The 23,925-nt window shown below is 61.3% G+C and carries 24 protein-coding genes; 10 read left to right on the forward strand and 14 right to left on the reverse strand.

Translation table 11 applies throughout. The features are described 5' to 3' along the window. Positions 1-15 precede the first annotated feature (15 nt). Complete coding sequence (locus DBY73_RS02650) at positions 16-1,029, reverse strand: LacI family DNA-binding transcriptional regulator (RefSeq protein ID WP_112009672.1); 1,014 nt, start codon at positions 1,027-1,029, stop codon at positions 16-18. A 214-nt stretch (positions 1,030-1,243) separates the two neighbouring features. On the opposite strand from DBY73_RS02650, the gene ascF reads away from it, so the two are divergent. Beyond that, positions 1,244-2,689 carry a PTS cellobiose/arbutin/salicin transporter subunit IIBC gene (ascF, locus tag DBY73_RS02655; protein WP_112009673.1) on the forward strand — a complete coding sequence of 482 codons (1,446 nt, stop codon included), beginning with the start codon at positions 1,244-1,246 and terminating at the stop codon, positions 2,687-2,689. 16 nt (positions 2,690-2,705) lie between these two features. Continuing rightward, entirely contained in the window at positions 2,706-4,130 is a 1,425-nt protein-coding gene (locus tag DBY73_RS02660; protein ID WP_112009674.1) for a 6-phospho-beta-glucosidase, read from the forward strand. 96 nt (positions 4,131-4,226) lie between these two features. On the opposite strand, the gene hycI is transcribed toward DBY73_RS02660, so the two are convergent. The 9 genes from hycI to hycA all read right to left on the reverse strand — a co-directional run bounded on the left by hycI (position 4,227) and on the right by hycA (position 12,160). Beyond that, positions 4,227-4,712 (reverse strand): hydrogenase maturation peptidase HycI, encoded by a 486-nt coding sequence (hycI, locus tag DBY73_RS02665; protein WP_112009675.1) that lies wholly within the window; start codon positions 4,710-4,712, stop codon positions 4,227-4,229. Beyond that, positions 4,705-5,115 (reverse strand): formate hydrogenlyase maturation HycH family protein, encoded by a 411-nt coding sequence (locus tag DBY73_RS02670; RefSeq protein ID WP_112009676.1) that lies wholly within the window; start codon positions 5,113-5,115, stop codon positions 4,705-4,707. The genes hycI and DBY73_RS02670 overlap by 8 nt, the downstream gene beginning before the upstream one ends. Next, positions 5,112-5,879, reverse strand: a complete 768-nt coding sequence (locus tag DBY73_RS02675; RefSeq protein WP_112009677.1) for an NADH-quinone oxidoreductase subunit B family protein — start codon at positions 5,877-5,879, stop codon at positions 5,112-5,114. The genes DBY73_RS02670 and DBY73_RS02675 overlap by 4 nt, the downstream gene beginning before the upstream one ends. Continuing rightward, entirely contained in the window at positions 5,879-6,421 is a 543-nt protein-coding gene (locus tag DBY73_RS02680) for a formate hydrogenlyase complex iron-sulfur subunit (protein ID WP_112009678.1), read from the reverse strand. Before DBY73_RS02680 ends, DBY73_RS02675 begins: the two co-directional genes overlap by 1 nt. Positions 6,422-6,554: 133 nt before the next feature. Further along, positions 6,555-8,264 (reverse strand): hydrogenase large subunit, encoded by a 1,710-nt coding sequence (locus DBY73_RS02685; protein WP_112009679.1) that lies wholly within the window; start codon positions 8,262-8,264, stop codon positions 6,555-6,557. A 15-nt stretch (positions 8,265-8,279) separates the two neighbouring features. After that, positions 8,280-9,203 carry a respiratory chain complex I subunit 1 family protein gene (locus tag DBY73_RS02690; RefSeq protein WP_112009680.1) on the reverse strand — a complete coding sequence of 308 codons (924 nt, stop codon included), beginning with the start codon at positions 9,201-9,203 and terminating at the stop codon, positions 8,280-8,282. A 1-nt stretch (position 9,204) separates the two neighbouring features. Further along, entirely contained in the window at positions 9,205-11,019 is a 1,815-nt protein-coding gene (hycC, locus tag DBY73_RS02695) for a formate hydrogenlyase subunit 3 (protein ID WP_112009681.1), read from the reverse strand. Continuing rightward, positions 11,016-11,624: a 4Fe-4S dicluster domain-containing protein gene (locus DBY73_RS02700; protein ID WP_112009682.1), complete on the reverse strand. Its 609-nt coding sequence runs from the start codon at positions 11,622-11,624 to the stop codon at positions 11,016-11,018. The genes hycC and DBY73_RS02700 overlap by 4 nt, the downstream gene beginning before the upstream one ends. Positions 11,625-11,695: 71 nt before the next feature. After that, positions 11,696-12,160: a formate hydrogenlyase regulator HycA gene (hycA, locus tag DBY73_RS02705; protein ID WP_112009683.1), complete on the reverse strand. Its 465-nt coding sequence runs from the start codon at positions 12,158-12,160 to the stop codon at positions 11,696-11,698. A gap of 210 nt (positions 12,161-12,370) precedes the next feature. Here hycA and hypA point away from each other — a divergent pair, with 210 nt between their 5' ends. The 6 genes from hypA to flhA are packed head-to-tail and all read left to right on the forward strand — an operon-like array spanning position 12,371 to position 18,116. Further along, a complete protein-coding gene (gene hypA / locus DBY73_RS02710) occupies positions 12,371-12,721 on the forward strand; it encodes a hydrogenase maturation nickel metallochaperone HypA (RefSeq protein WP_112009684.1) in 351 nt (116 codons plus the stop codon). Between the two features lie 3 nt (positions 12,722-12,724). Beyond that, on the forward strand, positions 12,725-13,588 hold the full coding sequence (gene hypB, locus DBY73_RS02715; RefSeq protein WP_112009685.1) for a hydrogenase nickel incorporation protein HypB: 864 nt from the start codon (positions 12,725-12,727) through the stop codon (positions 13,586-13,588). Further along, positions 13,579-13,851 (forward strand): HypC/HybG/HupF family hydrogenase formation chaperone, encoded by a 273-nt coding sequence (locus DBY73_RS02720; protein WP_112009686.1) that lies wholly within the window; start codon positions 13,579-13,581, stop codon positions 13,849-13,851. The genes hypB and DBY73_RS02720 overlap by 10 nt, the downstream gene beginning before the upstream one ends. A 3-nt stretch (positions 13,852-13,854) precedes the next feature. Then, complete coding sequence (gene hypD / locus DBY73_RS02725; protein ID WP_112009687.1) at positions 13,855-14,976, forward strand: hydrogenase formation protein HypD; 1,122 nt, start codon at positions 13,855-13,857, stop codon at positions 14,974-14,976. After that, complete coding sequence (hypE, locus tag DBY73_RS02730; RefSeq protein WP_112009688.1) at positions 14,973-15,983, forward strand: hydrogenase expression/formation protein HypE; 1,011 nt, start codon at positions 14,973-14,975, stop codon at positions 15,981-15,983. The genes hypD and hypE overlap by 4 nt, the downstream gene beginning before the upstream one ends. Before the next feature lie 60 nt (positions 15,984-16,043). Further along, positions 16,044-18,116 carry a formate hydrogenlyase transcriptional activator FlhA gene (flhA, locus tag DBY73_RS02735; RefSeq protein ID WP_112009689.1) on the forward strand — a complete coding sequence of 691 codons (2,073 nt, stop codon included), beginning with the start codon at positions 16,044-16,046 and terminating at the stop codon, positions 18,114-18,116. Between the two features lie 6 nt (positions 18,117-18,122). On the opposite strand, the gene DBY73_RS02740 is transcribed toward flhA, so the two are convergent. Continuing rightward, entirely contained in the window at positions 18,123-18,467 is a 345-nt protein-coding gene (locus DBY73_RS02740) for a nitrous oxide-stimulated promoter family protein (RefSeq protein ID WP_112009690.1), read from the reverse strand. Between the two features lie 175 nt (positions 18,468-18,642). Between DBY73_RS02740 and DBY73_RS02745 the strand changes: the two genes are divergently transcribed. Further along, the gene (locus DBY73_RS02745; protein ID WP_112009691.1) at positions 18,643-18,873 is read left to right on the forward strand and encodes a SymE family type I addiction module toxin; all 231 of its coding nucleotides are present in this window, start codon (positions 18,643-18,645) and stop codon (positions 18,871-18,873) included. A 113-nt stretch (positions 18,874-18,986) separates the two neighbouring features. Beyond that, positions 18,987-21,548, forward strand: a complete 2,562-nt coding sequence (mutS, locus tag DBY73_RS02750) for a DNA mismatch repair protein MutS (protein ID WP_112009692.1) — start codon at positions 18,987-18,989, stop codon at positions 21,546-21,548. A gap of 77 nt (positions 21,549-21,625) precedes the next feature. Here the strand turns inward: mutS and DBY73_RS02755 are convergent, their stop codons facing one another. From DBY73_RS02755 to DBY73_RS02765, 3 genes are read right to left on the reverse strand one after another with little or no spacing between them, the layout of a single operon-like run. After that, positions 21,626-21,847 (reverse strand): non-oxidative hydroxyarylic acid decarboxylases subunit D, encoded by a 222-nt coding sequence (locus DBY73_RS02755; protein ID WP_003862116.1) that lies wholly within the window; start codon positions 21,845-21,847, stop codon positions 21,626-21,628. Between the two features lie 10 nt (positions 21,848-21,857). Then, complete coding sequence (locus tag DBY73_RS02760; RefSeq protein WP_112009693.1) at positions 21,858-23,285, reverse strand: non-oxidative hydroxyarylic acid decarboxylases subunit C; 1,428 nt, start codon at positions 23,283-23,285, stop codon at positions 21,858-21,860. After that, entirely contained in the window at positions 23,275-23,877 is a 603-nt protein-coding gene (locus tag DBY73_RS02765; RefSeq protein WP_112009694.1) for a non-oxidative hydroxyarylic acid decarboxylases subunit B, read from the reverse strand. Before DBY73_RS02765 ends, DBY73_RS02760 begins: the two co-directional genes overlap by 11 nt. Between the last annotated feature and the right edge of the window lie 48 nt (positions 23,878-23,925).

The raw sequence follows: 23,925 nt of genomic DNA on the forward strand, positions 1-23,925 counted from the left end.
TGACAGATGTCGACGTCAGCGGTGCGGCCCGTCGATGACGGAATCGCGAAGGAGCAGCTCGCCCGGGAAGGATTGCTGCGAGGTAAACTCACCGCCGTCCAGCATAAAGATCAGGCGGCTGATGGTCTCTTTAATCATCTCCGTTACCGGAATACGCACGCTCGACAGCGACGGCGTGAGGTAAGGCGCGATCGCCACGTCGTCAAAACCGATTACCGACACCGCGTCCGGCATCGCTTTACCGCACTCGTGCAGCCGCTTCATGGCCCCAATCGCCATGTCGTCATTGCTGGCCACCAGCGCGGTAAACGTCTCGCCGCGCGCAACCAGGCCGGAGACGGCCTCCGCGCCGCTGATCGGAGTCCACTTTCCCTGCGCCACCAGCGTTTCGCGCAGCGGAATGCCGTGCTGCGCCAGCGCCTCTTTGTAACCCGACAGACGTTCAACGCCGGTTGGGGAATCCGGCGAGCCGGTGATAAAGGCGATATCGCGGTGCCCTTTTTCAATAAGCTGTTCCACCGCCTGCCGGCACGACGCCTTATGATCGGACCAGACGCAGTGGCTGCTGTTTTTCCGCAGGCGGCGGTTAAGCACCATAATCGGCTGCTCGCATCTCTCGACGATCTCGTCCATCTCGTCCACGCTCAGAAAGCGCGGATAGATGATCACCGCGTCGCAGCGCATATCGAGCAGATACTGTATCGCCTCGCGCTCTTCGTCGGCGCTGTGCTTGCCGTCCGCCAGAATCAGCTGACGCCCCTTCTCTTCCGTCATCCGCGCGGCGTGGAACAGCAGTTCGCTAAAGTAGACGCCGTGATAAAGGGTGTTCGTCACCACCAGCCCCAGCGTCTGGGTGCGTTTGGTCGCCAGGTTACGCGCCAGCAGATTAGGCCGATACCCGCTCTCTTCGATCGCCTGAAACACCCGGTCTTTGGTCTCCTGGCTGACGTAGCCATTGCCCGACAGCACCCGCGAGACCGTCGCTTTTGAAACGCCTGCCCGCTTCGCCACTTCCAGCATCGTGGTCATGTTGTTATTCCTTTGAAACTGATTAGGCGCAGTGTACTGCACCGCAGAAAAATTGTCCCAGCGGCAATCACGCGCGCCGAATTGCTCGTGGTGATCAGCATCACGAAACGAAAAAATGTATAAAAAGCGATCTTGTTTGATTGAAAGAAACTCATGATGATTATGTGAAACCGGTTTCCTACATTTCCTTAAAACAACAACAGGACCACCTCCGATGGCCAAAAACTATACCGCGCTGGCGACCGACGTCATCAGCGCGCTGGGCGGCAAAGAGAACATCGTCGCCGTCACCCACTGCATGACGCGCCTGCGCTTCGTCCTGAAGGATGAAAGCCTCACCGACGCCGCGCGCCTGAAAAGCATCAGCGGCGTGCTCGGCGTGGTGCGTAACGACAACCAGTGCCAGGTGATTATTGGCAACACCGTTTCTCAGGCCTATCGCGACGTGGTGAGCCAGCTGCCCACGGACCTGCAGCCTGCCGTCCCGGAGGGCCCTCAAAAGCTCACGCTGCGCCGGATCGGCGCGGGTATTCTCGACGCGCTGATCGGCACCATGTCGCCGCTGATCCCGGCGATCATCGGCGGCTCGATGGTCAAGCTGCTGGCGATGATCCTCGAAATGACCGGCGTGCTGGAGAAAGGCGCGCCGACCCTGACCATCCTGACCGTCATCGGCGACGGCGCGTTCTTCTTCCTGCCGCTGATGGTGGCGGCTTCGGCGGCGGTGAAGTTCAAAACCAATATGTCGCTGGCGATCGCCATTGCGGGCGTGCTGGTCCATCCGAGCTTTATCGAGCTGATGGCAAAGGCCGCGCAGGGCGAGCACGTTGAGTTCGCCTTTATTCCGGTGACGGCGGTGAAATACACCTACACCGTCATTCCCGCGCTGGTGATGACCTGGTGCCTGTCGTATATCGAACGCTGGGTCGATCGTATTACCCCGGCGGTGACGAAAAACTTCCTCAAGCCGATGCTGATCGTGCTGATCGCCGCCCCGCTCGCCATCGTGCTGATCGGGCCGCTGGGGATCTGGATCGGCAGCGCCATCTCCGCGCTGGTGTATACCATCCATGGCTATCTGGGCTGGCTCTCCGTGGCGATTATGGGCGCGCTGTGGCCGCTGCTGGTGATGACCGGGATGCACCGCGTCTTTACGCCAACCATTATTCAAACCATTGCCGAAACGGGCAAAGAGGGCATGGTAATGCCGTCGGAAATCGGCGCGAACCTGTCGCTTGGCGGCTCGTCGCTGGCGGTAGCCTGGAAAACCAAAAACCCGGAGCTGCGCCAGACGGCGCTGGCGGCCGCGGCTTCAGCCATCATGGCCGGGATCTCCGAACCGGCGCTGTACGGCGTAGCCGTGCGCCTGAAGCGCCCGCTGATTGCGAGCCTGATCAGCGGCTTTATCTGCGGCGCGGTGGCCGGCATGGCGGGCCTTGCCAGCCACTCGATGGCGGCGCCGGGGCTGTTCACCAGCGTGCAGTTCTTCGATCCGGCCAACCCGATGACCATCGTCTGGGTATTTGGCGTGATGGGGCTGGCGGTGGTGCTGTCGTTTGTTCTGACGTTGCTGCTAGGCTTTGAGGATATCCCGGTCGAAGACGAAGCGGAAAAGGCCCGCGCCCTGCAGGCCGCACCGACCAGCGCGGCAAAAGCATAAATTTTACGAGGTAGACATGTCAGTTTTTCCACAAGGATTTTTATGGGGCGGCGCGCTTGCCGCCAACCAGAGTGAAGGGGCCTATCGCGAGGGCGGAAAAGGGCTGACGACGGTCGATATGATCCCCCACGGCGCAAATCGTCTGGCGGTAAAGATCGGGAAAGAAAAGCGCTTTGCGCTGCGCGACGACGAGTTTTACCCGAGCCACGAGGCGATCGATTTTTACCATCGCTATAAAGAAGACATCGCCCTGATGGCGGAGATGGGCTTTACGGTGTTCCGAACCTCGATCGCCTGGAGCCGCCTCTATCCTAACGGCGACGAGCCGCTGCCGAATAAAGAGGGGATTGCCTTCTACCGCGCGGTCTTTGAAGAGTGCAAAAAGTACGGCATCGAGCCGCTGGTGACCCTGTGCCACTTCGACGTACCGATGCATCTGGTCACCGAGTACGGCTCGTGGCGCAACCGCAGAATGGTCGATTTCTTCGCCCGCTACGCGCGTACCTGCTTTGAGGAATTTAACGGGCTGGTGAAATACTGGCTGACCTTCAACGAAATTAACATCATGCTGCACAGCCCGTTCTCCGGTGCCGGGCTGGTGTTTGAGGAAGGCGAAAACGAAGACCAGGTGAAATACCAGGCCGCCCACCACGAGCTGGTGGCGAGCGCGCTGGCGACCAAAATCGCCCACGAGGTAAACCCGGATAACCAGGTCGGCTGCATGCTGGCGGGCGGAAACTTCTACCCGTACTCCTGCAAGCCGGAAGACGTGTGGATGGCGCTGGAGAAAGACCGCGAGAACCTGTTCTTTATCGACGTGCAGGCGCGCGGCCGCTATCCGGCCTACTCTGCCCGGGTGTTCCGCGAGAAAGGGGTGACGATAGTTAAAGATCCCGGCGACGATGAGCTGCTGAAAAACACCGTCGATTTTGTCTCGTTTAGCTATTACGCCTCGCGCTGCGCGTCGGCGGACATGAACGCGGGCAACACCAGCGCGGCGAACATCGTCAAATCTCTGCGTAACCCGCATATTCAGGTGAGTGAATGGGGCTGGGGCATCGACCCTCTCGGCCTGCGCATCACCATGAACATGATGTACGACCGCTACCAGAAGCCGCTGTTCCTGGTGGAAAACGGCCTCGGGGCGAAGGATGTTATTGATGAAAACGGCGAGATCAACGACGACTACCGCATCAGCTACCTGCGCGAACATATCCGCGCGATGGGCGATGCGATCGAGGACGGCGTGCCGCTGCTGGGCTACACCACCTGGGGCTGCATCGATCTGGTTTCAGCGTCGACCGGCGAAATGAGCAAGCGCTACGGGTTTGTCTACGTTGACCGCGACGATGCCGGAAACGGCACGCTGAACCGCAAGCGCAAAAAATCGTTCGGGTGGTATAAGAAGGTGATTGCGAGTAATGGGGGGGACTTGGCGTAGCCTGTCCTTACCCCTCTCCCCATAGGGGAGAGGGAACCGTTTGGTGCGGTTTTCAGCCTCTTTACTCCGGGAATAAAGGACTGCTCGGCGCGGTTTTCACCCTCTCCCCTCTGGGGAGAGGGCCGGGGTGAGGGGCGGAAAACCCCCGTCCCCAACCCACCCTTCAAGCCGTGAATAAACCTCTTCCACCGCCGCTTTCACCGGCGGCGTCATCGGGTAATAAAACCCAACGATGTCCGGCTGAATGCCCAAAAACAGCACCTCGCCCACGTCGTCCTTGATCTGATCGACCAGGTAATTCAGCGGCATATTGTGCGTCGTCATCATAAACATCTCGGCGATGTCGTCCGGATCGATCAGGCGGATCTCGCCGGGGTTGAGCCCCATATCGGTAGCATCGACGATCAGCAGCTTTTCAGGGCGCAGTTCGCGAATGGCAACCACGTCGTTTTCCGGGGCGCTGCCGCCGTCAATCACTATCCACTTGCCCTGCGGGTTTGCGGCACACATTTCCGCCAGCAGCGGGCCTGCGCCGTCGTCGCCCATCATGCTGTTGCCGACACACAGTAAAACGTCAGTCACGTAATCTCCTCACCATCAGATAGATGGCGCTCTCCTGATGAATATCGTGCAGCATGCCAAGCAGCGTTTTGCTCCACGCCTGCTGCTCCGGGGTTTGCCTGCCGAGCGCCGCATCGAAGGCGTTGGCGAGCATCGCAATATGGTTAGCGTCGATGACGATCTCACCGTATTTCGGCACGCCCTCCATCTTGCGCCGCGCCGTGCTGCCCTCCTCCAGCGTGGCGATCCACGCCAGATAATCGGGCCACGGGCAGCTCAGCGCCGCTTCCAGACAGTCGATCACCCCGAGGTGGTGCCCAATCGCCAGGCTGTAATAGACCACCTGCTGCGCCGCATCCGGCGTGGCATCGTTCTCATCAATAAACTTGCGGCTCAGCTGGCTGAACACCACCGTCTCACTCATCGGATGCGCGCCTCGTCTACAATGCTGTTCAGGTTCGCCACGATCTCATTCAGACGCGGATCGTTCTCCGCCTCCAGCCAGCGCGCCACCTGATGGTCGCCCTGGCTCAGCAGGCGCAGATAGTCGTCGGCAATCTGGCGACCGTAGCGATACCCCGCCAGCCTGCGCGCCGTGCGGTCAACCTTCACGCGCAGCGGCTGCACCATGTCCGGATGCAGAATGGCCGCAGGCTGGTTGTCCAGCTCGCCAGGCTCGCGGGCGTGGATTTTCTGCTCCAGCAGCCCGAGCGCCATCGCGAAGCCGTACAGCGTTGCGGCCGGCGTCGGCGGGCAGCCCGGAATGTAGACGTCCACCGGCACGATTTTGTCAGTGCCGCCCCACACGCAGTACAGGTCGTGGAAGATGCCGCCGCTGTTGCCGCAGGCCCCGTACGAAATGCAGATTTTGGGATCGGGCGCGGACTGCCAGGCGCGCAGCGCGGGCGAGCGCATGGCGCGGGTGACGGCTCCAGTGAACAGCAGGATGTCCGCATGACGAGGGGACGGCACCACTTTGATCCCGAAGCGTTCGGCGTCGAACAGCGGCGACAGCGTGGCGAAGATTTCAATCTCGCAGCCGTTGCAGCCGCCGCAGTCCACGCGGTAGACGTAGGCCGAGCGTTTGATTTTTTTCAGCAGCGACGCCTTCATGCTGGCGATGGATTCCTCCACCGTCATCGGCACCGGCATGCCATTGTCGTCGCGCGGGCCGAGTAAGTTTTCCATTAGCTGGCCTCCCTCATGTGGCGGGTGATATCAATGCGGTCGGACGGCAGCAGGCACTTTTGACGCTTGCACTCCGGGCAGGTTTCAAAGCTTTCGCGGTGATGCTCCGCCCGAACGTCGCCGTTGTGCTGCAGCAGCGCGATGGCGTAGTCGATCTCTTTTTGCACGGCGAACGGGCGTTCGCACACGCGGCAGTGGCACAGCGCGAAGCGCGACTGCTGGAGAAAATCGGCTTTTTTCCACACCGCCAGCTCGTACTCCTGCGACAGCCGGATGGCCGCCGTCGGGCACACTTCTTCACAGCGGCCGCAGAAGATGCAGCGCCCAAGGTTGAACTGCCACGCCAGCTCGCCGCCTTTCAGGTCGGTTTCCACCGTGAGCGCGTTTGACGGACAGGCGTTGACGCAGGCCGCGCAGCCAATGCACTGCTGCGGGTTGTGCTCGGGCTTGCCGCGAAAGTTTTTATCGACCGGCATCGGCTCCAGCGGATAGCTGCTGGTCTGTACGCCGGTTTTGATCGCTTTTTTGATAAAGGTAAACATGTTTGCTCCTGCTTTCGTGCGGTTTTCTGACCCTCACCCTAGCCCTCTCCCTGAAAGGGAGAGGGAACCGTTCGCACCCTCGCCCCTTTGGGGAGAGGGCCGGGGTGAGGGGGTACAGACCGCACTACGTCAACTATTTCAGCGGCGAGTTCTTACGCTCGATGCTGTAGCGCTCAAGCTCTTTGTACGGCACCACCTGGCTTTTCTTCCTGCGCACGTCCACCACCGTCATGCGGTCGGTGCAGGAGTAGCACGGGTCGAGGCTGCCGATGATGAGCGGCGCGTCGGACACCGTATTGCCGCGCAGCATGTAGCGCAGCGTCGGCCAGTTGGCGTAGGTCGCGGCGCGGCAGCGCCAGCGGTACAGCTTCTGGTTGTCGCCGGTCATGCTCCAGTGGATGTCGTCCCCGCGCGGCGCTTCGGCAAAGCCGAGGGCGAAGCGGTTCGGAATGTAGGTGAAGCCCTCGACCATCAACGGGCCGCCCGGCAGGTTATCCAGGCCAAAGTCGATCATGTTCAGCGCCGTGAAGACCTCGTTGATGCGCACCTTCAGCCGAGAGATAACGTCGCAGCCCTGCTCGCTGTGCACCTCCATCGGCAGCAGGCCGTAGCCGACGAACGGGTGATCGGCGCGGGTGTCGCGGGCGTGGCCGCTGGCGCGCACCATCGGGCCGACGTTGCTGAAGTCGCGGGCAATTTCCGGATCAAGACGGCCAATCCCCACGGTGCGCTGCTCGATGTTTGGCGTGCTGAGCAGCATATCCACCAGCTCCTGCACGTCGCGGCGCATCTGCTGCGCCAGCGCACGGGTCTGGATCATGTCGTCCTTCAGCAGGTCGCGGCGGATCCCGCCGATCAGGTTCAGGCCGTAGGTTTTACGCGCCCCGGTGAGGATCTCCGCCATCTTCATCGACGCTTCGCGCACGCGGAAGAACTGCATAAAGCCGGAGTCGAAGCCGACAAAGTGGCAGGCCAGGCCGAGGTTCAGCAGGTGCGAGTGCAGGCGCTCTACCTCCAGCAGAATGGCGCGGATCATCTGCGCGCGCTCTGGCACCACGATCCCCATGCCGTTTTCCACCGAGGTGGTGTAGGCGGTGCTGTGGGCAAAGCCGCAGATGCCGCACACGCGGTCGGAGAGGAAGGAGACTTCGTTATAGCCCATGCGGGTCTCCGCGAGCTTTTCCATGCCGCGGTGGACGTAGAACAGGCGGTAGTCAGCGTCGATAATGTTTTCGCCGTCGACGAACAGGCGGAAGTGGCCCGGCTCGTCGGAGGTGACGTGCAGCGGGCCGATCGGCACCACGTTGTTCTTCTTGCTGCCCAGCTCGTTAATGAACTCGTAGGTTTCGCTGTCGGTGGTCGGCGCCGGGCGCTGGCGATAGTCCATGCTGTCTTTACGCAGCGGATAAAGTTCGTCCGGCCAGTCGTCCGGCAGCACCAGGCGGCGCTCGTCCGGCAGGCCGACCGGCACCAGCCCGTACATGTCGCGCACCTCGCGCTCGCCCCAAACCGCGGCAGGCACGCGCGGCGTAACGGACGGATACTCCGGCTTGTTCGGATCGACTTCGACGCGCACGGTGAGCCAGCACTTCTCGCCCTGCTCCATCGACATCACGTAGTAGACGGCGTAATTGCCGCACAGCTGGCGCTCGTCGTTGCCGAACAGCACCGACAGCCAGCCGCCCTGCCGGTAGTAAAGAAACTCCACCACTTCCGGCAGGTAGTTCACCTTGATGGTGACCGTTATCTGGTCTTTGGTCTGCCAGGACTCCTCCAGCACCACGCCAGGGAAGGCCTGATGCAACGCGGCGAGATACTGCTGACCTTTCTTTTCTTCAGACATAACTACTCTCTTTAATCACGCCACCAGCAAGGAGACGAACGCTAAAAATGCAAAGCCAAAACCGGCCCAGGTAACGCGCGAGGTGGCGTTGAAGCGCAGGCGCGCCATGCTGTTCTCAAACAGGGCAATCACCAGCACGCCGACCACCAGCTTGAGCGCGGCAATCACCGCCGCCAGCACCAGCCCCGCGGCGGAGAAGTGCGTCATCTGCCCCCACGGGAAGAAGACGCCGACAAACATCTGCAGCACCACCAGCTGCTTCAGGCTGATGCCCCACTTGAGCACCGCAAAGCCGTAGCCGCTGTATTCAGTGAGCGGCCCTTCCTGAAGCTCCTGCTCCGCTTCCGCGAGGTCAAACGGCAGCTTGCCCATCTCAATAAAGGTGGCAAACGCGCAGGCGCAGAGCGCCAGCACCAGCGGGATAGAGCGGGAAACGGGCCAGTGATAGACCGTATCGGCGATATGGCTGATATGCGTTGAGCCCGCAACCTGCGCGGCCACCCACAGCCCCAAAAGCAGGATCGGCTCAACCAGCACGCCGAGCATCGCCTCGCGGCTGGCGCCAATGCCGGTAAACGGGCTGCCGGTGTCGAGGCCCGCAATCGCAAAGAAGAAGCGCGCGATGGCGAAAAGGTAGATAAGGGTAATGAGATCGCCGAGCGCGGGCAGCGGCGACCCCACCGTGACCACCGGCAGCGCGGTGGCGATGGTGAGCATCACCCCGACCATCACAAACGGCGTCAGGCGGAAGACCCAGCCCGCGGCGTCCGGCGCCACGCTCTGGCGCGAGAGCAGCTTGAACAGGTCGCGGTACTCCTGAAGCACGCCGGGCCCGCGGCGGTTGTGCATCCGGGCGCGCGCCACGCGCGTGATGCCGGAAAGCAGCGGCGCGGCGGCAAAGAGCACCAGCGCCTGAAGTATTGCCAGTAACAGACTCATGTCAGGCTCCTCGAGAAATCACAATCACCACCAGTACCGCCAGCTCGATCAGCGCCAGGCGGCGGAACAGCGCGGGCGCGGCGGCGCTCTGCCAGCCGGGGATCAGGCTGGCCGGGTTAAGCCAGCGGCGCAGCTTCAGCACGGCGGCAAAGTTCTCCTTCACCGGCATGGCGAAGCCGTGGGCGGTAATCACCATTGACTGTTCGTGTTCGTAGCCGCAGGCCCACGCCGCGCCGCGCGAGCGCGCGGGAAGCCGATCGCGCCTGAAGAACAGCATCAACACGAACGGCAGCAGCGGCGCGGCAATCAGCAGCAGCGCCATCATCGGCTGAGAAACGGCGGTATGCGCCGTCGCGAGCGGCAGAGGAATCGCGTTGCCCAGCAGCGGCAGCAGCCACGGCGCGGCCACGCCGCCCGCGATGCAGCACAGAGCGAGTGCGACAACGCTTATCGCCATCAGCAGCGGCGAGCAGCAGGCGTTTTCCGCTTCCCGCGTGCGCGGCGCGCCGAGGAAGGTCACGCCATAGACTTTCGCCATGCACATCACCGCCAGCGCCCCGGTGATCGCCAGCCCCACGGCCAGCAGCGGGCCAAGCAGGCGGGCGATAAACGCGTCGCTCTGGCCGAGCGCGAAGAAGGACTGGTAAATCACCCACTCTCCGGCAAAGCCGTTCAGCGGCGGCAGCGCCGCCATCGCCATCAGCCCCACCAGCATCGCAAGCGAAATGACCGGCATTTTCTTGCCGATGCCGCCGAGCTTTTCGATATCGCGATGGCCGGTGCGGAACCAGACGCTCCCCGCGCCGAGGAACAGCGTGCTTTTAAACAGGCTGTGGCTGATGAGGTGATACAGGCCGCCGATGAACCCGGCGGCGATCAGCGCAGGCTGGCTGAGGGCCAGCCCGGCCACGCCCGCGCCGAGGCCCAGCAGAATAATGCCGATGTTTTCCAGCGTGTGGTACGCCAGCAGGCGCTGGATGTTGTGCTCCATCAGCGCGTACAGCCCGCCGACGAACGCGGTGATCATCCCCGCGACAAGCAGCGCGATGCCCCACCACAGCGGCGGCTGGCCGCCCATCAGCGACAGCGTCAGAATGCCGAACAGGCCAACCTTCATCACCACCGTCGAGAACAGCGCGGCGGCGGGCGCGGAGGCATTGGCGTGCGCCTGCGGCACCCAGCCGTGGAGCGGGATAATCCCCGCAAGCAGGCCAAAGCCCGCGACGCCCAGCAGCCAGACGTCATTGCCCAGCGGCTGGCCTCTCAGCACGGCAAAATCCAGGGTGCCGAAACGCTGCCACACCAGCCAGCAGGCCAGCGCCAGCAGCAGCGTGCCGAGGCGGCCCAGCGCAAACCAGAGCTTGCCGGAGGCGCTGCAGCCCGTCAGGAATACGCCGCAGAGGGCCATAATTTCGGCCATCACCACCAGCGCCCCGAGGTTGCTGGCAATCACGGTTAATACCGCCGTCGCCATCAGCAGGTTAACCAGCAGGCCGTTGGCTTTGACGTGCTGGTGACGATGCCAGTCAATATTAAACAGGCTGATAAACAGCCCGCAAAGGCCAAACGTCACCAGCCAGATGGCGTTAAGCGGCGTGAGCAGAACCGTATGGCGAATCAGCGGCATTACCGCCTGGGCAGCGGTTCCGCCGAGCAGCACCGCGCTGCCGGCAAACAGCGCCATCAGGCTGCCTGCCGCCCCGCCGATTCCGGCAATCCAGCCGCTCAGGCCCTTATGAAACGAGAACAGCAGCGCCAGCACGGCGGCAGCGGCAAAGCACGCCACCGCGCCGTTAATCATGGATATCGCGTTCATTTCGCCCCCTCCTGATGCGCCTGAAGCAGTGACAGATCGCCAACGTCGGTATTGATCGTTAGCTCACGCTTGCGCCTGCTGGAGCGGGCGATGTCGCGAATGTTGACCAGAATCAGCGCCTTCGTCGGGCAAGTGCGCACGCAGGCCGGGCCTTGCTCATCAAAGCTGCACAGGTCGCACTTCACCGCCACGGCGCGCACGCCGGGCACCCAGTCCAGCAGCGTGCTGACGCGTGCGGGAGCCGGAGGCGCAGGCGGAGCCTTCGGCGAGTTGGCGTTCGCCGGGATATGCAGCGGGCGGCTGCCGGAAAACTCAATCGCCCCGAACGGGCAGGCAATGCCGCACAGCTTGCAGCTTACGCACAGGCTTTCATTGAGCTGGACTGCGCCATCCGCGCGGGTGATGGCGTTAACGGGGCAGACGCCCGCGCAGGGGGCATCTTCACAGTGGTGGCAGAGCTGCGGGGCAGACTCTTTTTCATTACGCATGACGCGAAGGCGCGGCATCGACTGCAGCCCGTGCAGGCGGTGCGTCTCCGAACACGCCGCTTCACAGGTGCGACAGCCAATACAGACCGTCGAGTCAGCAATTACAAAACGGTTCACCGGCAATCCTCTGGTGATAGTCATTTTTGACGAAAAAATCTGTCTTATCGACACTTCTCGACACTGGATAATCAGGCCACGCTGGCGGATGTACTTGTGGCGATAAGCTGCTTAAGGTTGACCGGGAGATCGTGCTCGACCGCGGCGTACAGGCCGTTGTAAACCGGCGCGATTTTTTCCAGGTAATGCTCCAGCACCTGCTGGCGGTCGCGGTTGCTGACGTGCCCGTCGACCATGCCGTCGGCCATCAGCTCGGCCTGCGCAATGCGCTCCTTCTCACCCTCTTTCGTCTCGACGTAGTACTCGATGGTGTGGCTGTTGAAGGTGTCCGCCAGGGTGACGTAAATCGTGAAGTGGTCGAACAGGACGAAGCGCATGTCGCCCTGCGCCGCGCAGCTTACGGCATGATGCAGGCGAGCCTTTGACAGGGTGATCCCCTGAACCAGCGCGTTGCAGTAAAGGTGCCATTGATCCTGAAGCTGATGGTGGCGCTGTGCGATGTAATCCGCTTTTTCGCTTATTTCCCAAATCGTCATAAAAGGTATCCGGTTAATGGAGATAGCAGCCGTAATGCAGATTCCATGCCAGTTTTTAACCTATTGATTAGAATGTGTTTTTTAAATAACCCCGCTGTCATGACGGTGATGTCGATGTGTCATTTCGACAGCGACGTCATCGTCACGCCCTAACGTAAATTAAGCTGGCACCGTTATTGCATTAAGCCTTCCCGTTATTAAGGAGGCGTCATGCACGAAATCACCCTCTGCCAGCGGGCGCTGGAGCTTATCGAACAGCAGGCAGTGCAAAACCACGCGAAACGCGTTACCGGGGTATGGCTGAAAATCGGCGCGTTTTCCTGCGTCGAAACCAGCGCCCTCACCTTCTGCTTTGAGCTGGTGTGCCGCGGCACGCTGGCGGAAGGCTGCGAACTTCATATCGAAGAGCAGCAGGCGGAGTGCTGGTGCCCAGAGTGCCAGCAGTACGTCACCCTGCTGTCATCAAAGGTCCAGCGCTGCCCCCGGTGCCAACGCGCCGGGCTGCGCATCGTGGCGGATGACGGCATGCAGATCCAACGTCTCGAAATCGAGAGGGAGTAACCTATGTGCAGTACCTGCGGTTGCGCTGAAGGCAACCTGTATATTGAAGGGGATGAACATCGCCCCCACTCCGCGTTTCGCTCCGCGCCCTTTTCACCCGCGCCGCGTCCGGCTGCGGCATTGACCGGCCTGACCTTCACGCCTCGGCAATCCGCTGCGGGCGATCTGCACTACGGCCACGGGGAAGCCGGAACCCACGCGCCGGGCATCAGCCAGCGCCAGATGCTGGACGTTGAAATCAACGTGCTCGACAAGAACAACCGGCTGGCGGCCCGCAACCGCGCCCGCTTCGCCGCCCGCCAGCAGCTGGTGCTGAACCTGGTCTCCAGCCCCGGCTCCGGCAAAACCACGCTGCTGACCGAGACCCTGAAGCGGCTGAACGCCCGCGTCTCCTGCGCGGTCATTGAGGGCGACCAGCAAACCGTCAACGACGCCGCGCGCATTCGCGAAACCGGCACGCCCGCCATTCAGGTGAATACCGGTAAAGGCTGCCATCTCGACGCACAGATGATTGCCGATGCCGCGCCGCGCCTGCCGCTGGCGGATAACGGCATTCTCTTTATCGAGAACGTCGGCAACCTGGTGTGCCCGGCGAGCTTCGACCTTGGCGAGCGGCATAAGGTCGCGGTGCTCTCCGTGACCGAAGGTGAGGACAAGCCGCTGAAATATCCGCACATGTTTGCCGCCGCCTCGCTGATGCTGCTGAACAAGATCGACCTGCTGCCGTACCTCAACTTCGACGTGGACAAGTGCCTGGCGTACGCGCGCGAAGTAAATCCTGACATTGATATCCTGCTGGTGTCCGCCACGCGCGGCGACGGCATGGACGCCTGGCTTAGCTGGCTGGAGAACGAACGATGTGCATAGGCGTACCGGGGCAAATCCGTTCCATTGAGGGAAATCAGGCAAAGGTGGACGTCTGCGGCGTGCTGCGCGATGTCGATCTCACGCTGGTGGGCGACCGGGATGAATCCGGCGCCTCGCGGCTGGGCCAGTGGGTGCTGGTTCACGTGGGCTTTGCCATGAGCGTGATTAACGAAGCGGAAGCGCGCGACACGCTCGAAGCGCTGCAAAATATGTTCGACGTCGAGCCTGACGTGGGCGCGCTGCTGTACGGCGAGGAGCGGTGATCCATGCGTTACGTTGACGAATACCGCGCGCCGGAGCGGGTCATGCGGCTTATCGAACGGCTGAAAAAACGCGCCGCCCTGCTGGACTACACCGCACAGCGGCCGCTGCGAATTATGGAGGTCTGCGGCGGGCACACCCATGCTATCTTCAAGTTTGGCCTCGACCAGCTGCTGCCGGAAAACATCGAGTTCATCCACGGCCCCGGCTGCCCGGTCTGCGTGCTGCCGATGGGCCGCATCGACAGCTGCATTGAGATTGCCAGCCAGCCCGACGTCATCTTCTGCACTTTTGGCGACGCGATGCGCGTACCGGGTAAAAATGGCTCTCTGCTTCAGGCCAAAGCGCGCGGAGCGGACGTGCGAATCGTGTACTCGCCGATGGACGCCCTCAACCTGGCAGCGGCAAACCCGATGCGCAAGGTGGTCTTTTTTGGGCTCGGTTTTGAAACCACCATGCCCGCAACTGCGATCACGCTCCAGCAGGCGAAAGCCCGCGGCAGCAAAAACTTTTTCTTTTTCTGCCAGCACATTACGCTGATACCCACGCTGCGCAGCCTGCTGGCAGAGCCGGGAAACGGCATCGACGCCTTTCTGGCCCCCGGCCACGTCAGCATGGTCATCGGCACCGAGGCCTACGGCTTCATCGCTGACGATTACCGTCGCCCGTTAGTGGTTGCCGGATTCGAACCCCTTGATCTACTGCAAGGCGTACTGATGCTGGTTGAGCAGAAAATAGCGGCCCTGAGCGTGGTGGAAAACCAGTACCGGCGCGTGGTGCCGGACGGCGGAAATATTCACGCCCGCCGGGCGATTGCCGATGTGTTTACGGTAGAGGGCGACAGCGAGTGGCGCGGGCTGGGGCTGATTGCCGAATCCGGCGTTCACCTGAGGCCCGCGTACCGCCAGTTTGACGCCGAAACGCACTTTCGCCCGCACCCGCAGCAGGTGTGCGACGATCCCCGCGCGCGCTGCGGCGAGGTGCTCACCGGCAAATGCAAGCCTCATCAATGCCCGTTACTGGGTAAAACCTGTAACCCGCAGACCGCCTTCGGCGCGCTGATGGTCTCCTCCGAAGGAGCCTGCGCCGCGTGGTATCAGTATCGCAATCAGGAGTGTGAAGCATGAACACGGTGGAAATGGCGCACGGCAGCGGCGGTAAGGCGATGCAGCAGCTGATCAATCAGCTGTTTATGGAGGCGTTTAACAACCCGTGGCTGGCGGAGCAGGAAGACCAGGCGCGCCTCTCTCTCTCCACGCTCACCGCGCGCGGCGACAGGCTGGCGTTTTCTACGGACAGCTACGTCATCGACCCGCTGTTTTTCCCCGGCGGCGATATCGGCAAGCTGGCCGTCTGCGGGACGGCGAACGACGTGGCCGTCAGCGGCGCGGTGCCCCAGTATCTCTCGTGCGGTTTTATCCTCGAAGAGGGCCTGCCGATGGAGACGCTTAAAGCGGTCGTCGGGAGCATGGCGCACACCGCGCGCGAGGCGGGCATCGCGATCGTGACCGGCGACACCAAGGTGGTACAGCGCGGCGCGGCGGATAAGCTGTTTATCAACACCGCCGGAATGGGGGCGATCCCCGCCGACGTTCACTGGGGCGCACGGCACCTGTCCCCCGGCGACGTGCTGCTGGCCAGCGGAACGCTCGGCTGCCACGGCGCGACCATTCTGAACCTGCGCGAAGGGCTGGGGCTGGACGGTGCGCTTCGCAGCGACTGCGCGGTGCTGACGCCGCTGATTCAGGCGCTGCGCGCGGTACCGGGCGTGAAGGCGATGCGCGATGCCACCCGCGGCGGCGTGAACGCCGTGGCGCACGAGTTTGCCGCCAGCAGCGGTTTTGGCGTTGAGCTGAGCGAGCGCAGCCTGCCCGTGAAGCAGGAGGTGCGCGGGCTGTGCGAGCTGCTCGGCCTCGATCCGCTAAACTTCGCTAACGAAGGCAAGCTGGTGATCGGCGTGGAGCGCCAGGCGGCTGACGCCGTGCTGTCGACGCTGCGCGCCCATCCTTTAGGAAAGGAGGCCGCCATGATTGGTGAGGTGGTTGAACGCAAAGGGGTACGCCTGGCCGGGCTTTACGGCGTCAAGCGTACGCTCGATCTGCCGCACGCGGAGCCGTTACCGCGAATCTGCTAGAGCCGCGCCATAAGCGGCCAGCGCTGTTTTTATTTTTGCCAGTTTCTATTGGAAAGCAATATGCCGTATACACCGATGAGCGATCTTGGGCAGCAGGGCCTGTTTGACATCACGCGCACACTTTTACAGCAGCCCGATCTCGGCTCGCTGAGCGATACCCTGACGCGGCTGGTCAGGCAGTCCGCGCTGGCGGACAGCGCCGCCATTGTGCTCTGGCACGGCGGGACGCAGCGTGCAAGCTACTACTCAACGCGTGAGAACGGAAAAGTCTTTGAATATGAAGACGAAACCTATCTGGCGCACGGCCCGGTGCGCCGCCTTCTCTCACGCCCGGAAGCGCTGCACTGCAGCTTCGATGAATTTCAGCAGGCCTGGCCAAGGCTCGCCGAAAGCCCTCTTTATCAGCCTTTCGGCCACTACAGCCTGCTGCCGCTGGCAGTCGATGGGCGAATTTTTGGCGGCTGCGAATTTATCCGCACCACCCATCAGCCGTGGAGCGAGGCGGAGTATGAGCGGCTGCACACCTTTACCCAGATTGTCGCCGTCGTCGCGGAGCAGATCCAAAGCCGCGTCAGCAACAACGTCGATTACGATCTGCTGAGCCGCGAGCGCGATAACTTTCGCATTCTGGTGGCCATCACCAACGCCGTGCTGTCCCGGCTCGACATGGACGAGCTGGTCAGCGAAGTGTCGAAAGAGATCCACCACTATTTCAAAATCGACGCCATCAGCATTGCGCTGCGCGGCCACCGCAAGGGCAAGCTGAATATTTACTCCACCCACTATCTTGATGAAGAGAACCCGGCGCACGAGCAGAGCGAGGTGGACGAAGCGGGAACCCTGTCCGAGCGGGTCTTTAAAAGCAAAGAGATCCTGCTGCTAAACCTGAGCGAGCGCGACGCGCTGGCTCCCTACGAGCGGATGCTGTTTAACACCTGGGGTAATAAAATCCAGACGCTGTGCCTGCTGCCGCTGATGTCCGGCGATACCATGCTCGGCGTGCTGAAGCTGGCGCAGTGCGACGAGGCCGTATTCACCACCGCCAACCTCAAGCTACTGCGCCAGATTGCCGAACGCATCTCTATTGCGCTGGATAATGCGCTGGCCTATCAGGAGATCCACCGCCTGAAAGAGCGGCTGGTGGATGAAAACCTGGCGCTGACCGAACAGCTGAACAACGTGGACAGCGAGTTCGGCGAAATCATCGGGCGCAGCGACGCGATGTACAGCGTGCTGAAGCAGGTTGAAATGGTGGCGCAGAGCGACAGCACGGTGCTGATCCTCGGCGAAACCGGGACGGGTAAGGAGCTGATTGCCCGCGCCATCCACAATTTAAGCAACCGCAACAGCCGCCGCATGGTGAAGATGAACTGTGCAGCCATGCCCGCAGGCCTGCTGGAAAGCGATCTCTTTGGCCACGAGCGCGGCGCGTTTACCGGCGCCAGCAGCCAGCGGCTGGGGCGCTTTGAGCTGGCGGATAAAAGCTCGCTGTTCCTGGACGAAGTGGGCGATATGCCGCTGGAGCTGCAGCCGAAGCTGCTTCGCGTCCTGCAGGAGCAGGAATTTGAGCGCCTCGGCAGCAATAAGCTGATCCGGACGGACGTGCGCTTAATCGCCGCCACCAACCGCGATCTGAAAAAAATGGTCGCCGACCGCGAGTTTCGCAGCGACCTCTACTACCGCCTGAACGTGTTTCCGATTTGCCTGCCGCCGCTGCGCGAGCGCCCGGAGGATATCCCGCTGCTGGTCAAAGCGTTTACCGCCAAAATTGCCCGCCGCATGGGGCGCAACATCGACAGTATTCCCGCCGAGACCTTACGCATCCTCTCGTCCATGGACTGGCCTGGCAACGTGCGCGAGCTGGAAAACGTTATCGAACGTGCGGTACTGCTGACGCGCGGCAGCGTGCTGCAGCTTTCGCTGCCTGAAGTGTCGCTGCCGGAGGCGCCAATGGCCGCAACGGACGTGGCGCGAGAAGGTGAGGACGAATATCAGCTGATTATGCGCGTGCTCAAAGAGACGAACGGCGTTGTCGCGGGGCCGAAAGGGGCCGCGCAGCGTCTTGGACTGAAGCGCACGACGCTGCTGTCGCGCATGAAGCGTCTGGGCATTGATAAAGAGAGCCTGGCGTAGCCGTCGCTACTTTTTAGGGCGGTATTTTTCCGGCAGTTCCGGCACCGGGCGGCGATCGTCAATCAGATGACGAAGCGTCAAGATCGGGTGCCGCCACAGCATACGCGGCCCCGCCCAGCGCATCACCTGCTTCATCTCTTCCCGCTTTGCGGGCGGGTAGCAGTGAACCGGGCACTGCTTACAGGCGGGCTTTTCCTCACCAAAAACACATTTATCCAGACGCTTATCGGCGTAAGCCCGGAGCGCCTGGTAATGCCCCTCTTCTTCCACGGCCTGCGGGCACTGCTTTTCATACAGGGCGATCATTTTAGCGATCGTCTTTTTTTCACGTGCGATGCGTTTCCCGGACATAGGTCATTACCCCTTTAAAACATGCATAGATAATACCTCTTTAAGAAGCCGTTTTCAGGTGTTGCATTTTATTTTCTGAAGACGCCTTCCAGTTTTGGGCCGACTCAGCGAGAGAATTACGGGTATTTTATACAGGCATCAAGAACCAGCGCTGCACGTATAAACCGGAGGCCGTATGCCAGAGATCGTCATCCCCAAATCCTATCGCCGCCTGAAGGTCGGCTATTTCAGAAAACGCCATGAAGATCGTAAAACGAAAATCCCAACGCGCTACAGCGTTCACGCTGCGCTGAGCTTAAAAGGCGACTGGCTTGAAAAGGCAGGATTTACCACAAATTCGCAGGTTCGGGTGGGCGTTGAGCACGGAAAAATCGTCATCGAACTCATGCCGGAAGGCGTCTCGTAAAGTCGCGACTTTTTTCTGCGCGGGGCTATTTTTTCATGCGACAATAGAGGAAACCAGCGGCCACCGAGCCGTATAAAGAACATCATTATCAAAGAAATGGATATCATAACTCCATGAGCACAATCGACAATTTAGATGCACATACGCCGATGATGCAGCAGTACCTGAAGCTGAAAGCACAGCATCCGGAAATCCTGCTGTTTTATCGTATGGGCGATTTTTACGAGCTCTTTTATGACGATGCCAAACGCGCGTCGCAGCTGCTCGATATTTCCCTGACCAAGCGCGGCGCCTCGGCTGGCGAACCCATTCCGATGGCCGGTATCCCGCACCACGCGGTGGAAAACTACCTTGCAAAGCTGGTGAACCAGGGCGAATCCGTTGCGATTTGCGAGCAAATTGGCGACCCGGCCACGTCGAAAGGGCCGGTTGAACGCAAGGTTGTGCGCATCGTTACGCCGGGCACCATCAGCGATGAGGCCCTGCTTCAGGAGCGCCAGGATAACCTGCTGGCAGCGATTTGGCAGGATAGCAAAGGCTTTGGCTACGCGACGCTGGACATCAGCTCCGGACGCTTTCGCCTGAGCGAGCCCGCCGACCGCGAGACGATGGCCGCCGAGCTTCAGCGCACTAACCCGGCAGAACTGCTGTATGCCGAAGACTTCGCGGAAATGGCCCTCATCGAGGGGCGCCGCGGCCTGCGCCGCCGTCCGCTGTGGGAGTTCGAAATCGATACCGCGCGCCAGCAGCTTAACCTGCAGTTTGGTACCCGGGATCTGATTGGCTTTGGCGTTGAAAACGCCCCGCGCGGCCTGTGTGCCGCGGGCTGTTTGCTGCAATACGTCAAAGATACCCAGCGCACCACCCTGCCCCATATCCGCTCCATTACCATGGAGCGCCAGCAGGACAGCATCATCATGGATGCCGCCACGCGCCGCAATCTGGAGATCACCCAGAACCTGGCCGGCGGCGTGGAGAACACTCTCGCTGCCGTGCTGGACAGCACCGTCACGCCGATGGGCAGCCGCATGCTCAAGCGCTGGCTGCATATGCCCGTTCGCGACACCGCCACGCTGATCGGCCGCCAGCAGACGATTGCCGCTCTGCAGGATCGCTACACCGACCTGCAGCCGGTACTGCGTCAGGTGGGCGATCTGGAGCGTATTCTGGCGCGGCTTGCGCTTCGCACCGCCCGCCCGCGCGATTTGGCGCGGATGCGCCACGCCTTCCAGCAGCTGCCGGAGCTGCGCGCCCAGCTGGGCACCGTCGACAGCGCGCCGGTTCAGGCGCTGCGCGAAACGATGGGCGAATTTACCGAACTGCGCGAACTGCTCGAACGCGCCATCATCGACGCCCCGCCGGTTCTGGTGCGCGACGGCGGCGTGATAGCGCCGGGCTATAACGAAGAGCTGGACGAATGGCGCGCGCTGGCTGACGGCGCAACGGACTATCTTGATAAGCTGGAAATCCGCGAGCGCGAGCGCCTCGGGCTGGATACGCTGAAGGTCGGCTATAACGCGGTGCACGGCTACTATATTCAGATTAGCCGCGGTCAGAGCCATCTGGCCCCTATCCACTACGTCCGCCGCCAGACGCTGAAAAATGCCGAGCGCTATATCATCCCGGAGCTGAAAGAGTACGAGGACAAAGTGCTCACCTCCAAAGGCAAAGCGCTGGCGCTGGAAAAACAGCTTTATGACGAGCTGTTCGATAAGCTGATGCCGCACCTTGCCGACCTGCAGTCAAGCACTGCTGCCCTGGCGGAGCTGGATGTGCTGGTCAACCTGGCTGAACGCGCCGACACGCTGAACTACACCTGCCCGACCTTCAGCGACAAGCCCGGCATTCGCATCAGCGAAGGCCGCCACCCGGTGGTTGAACGAGTGCTGAACGAGCCCTTCATCGCCAACCCGCTCAACCTGTCTCCGCAGCGAAGAATGCTCATTATTACCGGCCCCAACATGGGCGGTAAAAGTACCTACATGCGCCAGACGGCGCTGATTGCGCTGCTGGCCTATATCGGCAGCTACGTCCCGGCGCAAAACGTTGAGATTGGCCCTATCGACCGCATCTTCACGCGCGTGGGCGCGGCGGACGATCTGGCCAGCGGACGCTCAACCTTCATGGTGGAGATGACCGAAACCGCCAACATTCTGCATAACGCCACGGAGCACAGTCTGGTGCTGATGGACGAGATCGGACGCGGCACCTCGACCTACGACGGGCTGTCGCTGGCCTGGGCCTGCGCGGAAAATCTGGCCAACAAAATCAAGGCGCTGACGCTGTTTGCCACGCACTACTTCGAGCTGACGCAGCTGCCGGAAAAAATGGAAGGCGTGGCGAATGTCCACCTTGATGCGCTGGAGCACGGCGATACCATCGCCTTTATGCACACGGTGCAGGACGGTGCGGCAAGCAAGAGCTACGGCCTGGCCGTGGCCGCGCTGGCGGGCGTGCCGAAGGAAGTAATTAAGCGCGCGCGTCAGAAGCTGCGCGAGCTGGAAAGCCTGTCTCCGAACGCGGCGGCAACGCAGATCGATGGAACCCAGATGTCGCTGCTGGCGCCTGCGGAAGAGACCTCGCCTGCCGTCGAAGCGCTGGAAAATCTCGATCCAGATTCGCTCACGCCGCGTCAGGCGCTGGAGTGGATTTATCGGTTGAAGAGACTGGTTTAGGTCTTCGCGGTCTGATGCCCTCAGCCCACAGGGAGAGGGTGAAAACATGAAAACGGCAACCTAAGTTGCCGTTTTGCTTATAACAGCGGCGGGATTGTCGGCACCTGAGGCGCCTCATCGATATCCTTTTGCGTCATGCGGAACGCTTCAGGATAGTGCTCGCGGCTGGTGCGGCGCAGCGGCTCGGTATCGCGCCAGGTATACAGACAGTGCTGGCACTGGTAAACGGTCCAGACGCCTTTCACCGGGGACGTCGCCATCACTTCAATATGCTCATCGGCACAACGTGGACAAATCATCTTTTCCTCCTTATTGGCGTGCGGCCAGCATCGCGGTCAGTTTCTCAGCCCAGGCTTTGGTTTCAGGCAGATCCTGTACCGGCTGGCTGTAGTGGCCACGGGTATCCGGCGCGACGGGGGTGGTAGCATCAATAATCAGCTTGTCGGTGATCCCCGCCGGGCTGGATCCTGGGTCAAGCTCTAGCACCGACATGTTCGGCAGCTGCACTAAATCCCCCGCCGGATTCACCTTCGACGACAGCGCCCACATCACCTGCGGCAGGTTAAACGGATCGACGTCCTCGTCCACCATGATGACCATCTTCACGTAGCCCAGCCCGTGCGGCGTGGTCATTGCGCGCAAACCTACCGCGCGGGCGAAGCCGCCGTAGCGTTTTTTGGTCGAGATAATCGCCAGCAGGCCGTGGGTATACATCGCGTTTACCGCCTGCACTTCCGGGAACTCCGCCTTCAGCTGCTGATAGAGCGGCACGCAGGTCGCCGGGCCCATCAGGTAGTCGATTTCAGTCCACGGCATGCCGAGGTACAGCGATTCAAAAATCGGCTTAGTGCGGTACGAGACTTTATCGATGCGCACCACCGTCATGTTGCGCCCGCCGGAGTAGTGCCCGGTGAACTCGCCGAACGGCCCTTCGATCTCGCGCTTGCGGCCTTCGATCACCCCTTCCAGGATCACTTCTGAACCCCACGGCACGTCAAACCCGGTGAGCGGCGCGGTGGCAATTGGGTACGGGCTTTCGCGCAGCGCGCCCGCCATTTCATACTCAGACTGATCGTATTTCAGCGGCGTGGCGCCCATCAGGGTAATAATCGGATCGTTGCCAAGCGTGATCGCAATCGGCAGATCTTCCCCGCGCTCCTCTGCCTTATGCAGATGCAGCGCGATGTCATGCATCGGTACCGGCTGCAGGCCGAGCTTGCGCTTGCCCTTCACCTCCATGCGATAGATGCCGACGTTCTGCTTGCCGAAGTTATCGGGATCGAGCGGATCGCGTGAAACGACGCAGGCTTTATCAAGATAGAAACCACCGTCTCCGTCGTTCAGGCGAAACAGCGGAAGAATGTCGAACAGGTTAATGTCTTCACCGTCGACCGTGTTCTCCGCCCATGCAGGATTGGCGCGGCGCTCTGGCGCAACGGGAAATTTACCCCAGCGGCGAATATACTCGTCGATCTGTTTTTTCACCGGCGTATTGGCCGGCAGCCCCATCGAGATGGCGTGGTTCTGCCAGGAGCCGATGGTGTTCATCACCACGCGGGCGTCGGTAAAACCGCGAATATTGTCGAACCACAGCGCGGGCGCGCCGTCCCCGATGCGGCCGGTGGCGTTCGCTGCCGCCGCTAAATCCGGCTCGGCGTTCACCTCTTCCTCGATTTTCAGCAGTTGCCCTTGCTCATCGAGCGCCTGCAGGAAGCTTCTCAAATCATCAAATGCCATTTTTATTCTCCTGTGAAAACTGTTTCGCCTGCTGCAGGCCGTTCCAGCGGCGCGCCTTTTTATGCTCAAGGCCAAACTGGTCAAGCACGCGGGTTACGATGTGCTGGGTAATGTCATCGGCGGTTTGCGGGTGGTTATAGTAGGCGGGCATCGGCGGCACCATCGCGACGCCCATGCGGGAAAGCGCCAGCATGTTCTCAAGATGAATAGTGCTCAGCGGCGTCTCTCGCGGGACCAGCACCAGCTTGCGCCCCTCTTTCAACACCACGTCCGCCGCGCGTCCGACCAGACCTTCGGCGTAGCCCGCGCGGATGCCCGACAGCGTTTTCATGCTGCACGGAATGACGATCATGCCATCGGTGCGAAACGAGCCGGATGAAATGGTGGCAGCCTGATCGGCAGGGCTGTGAACAACGTCCGCCAGCGCGGCGACGTCCTGCGCGGTAAAGGGCGTTTCCAGCTCAATGGTCGTCTTGGCCCACTTGGACATCACCAGATGCGTCTCAACGTCCGGCATCTCACGCAGCGCCTGCAGAAGCGCCACTCCCAGCGGTGCGCCGGTGGCGCCCGTCATCCCAACGATCAATCTCATTCAGCACCTCATCGATTTCGTTCGCATACGAACATACTGGGTAAACTA

It is taken from the genome of Enterobacter sp. RIT418, assembly GCF_003057745.1.
GTDB lineage: Bacteria > Pseudomonadota > Gammaproteobacteria > Enterobacterales > Enterobacteriaceae > Enterobacter.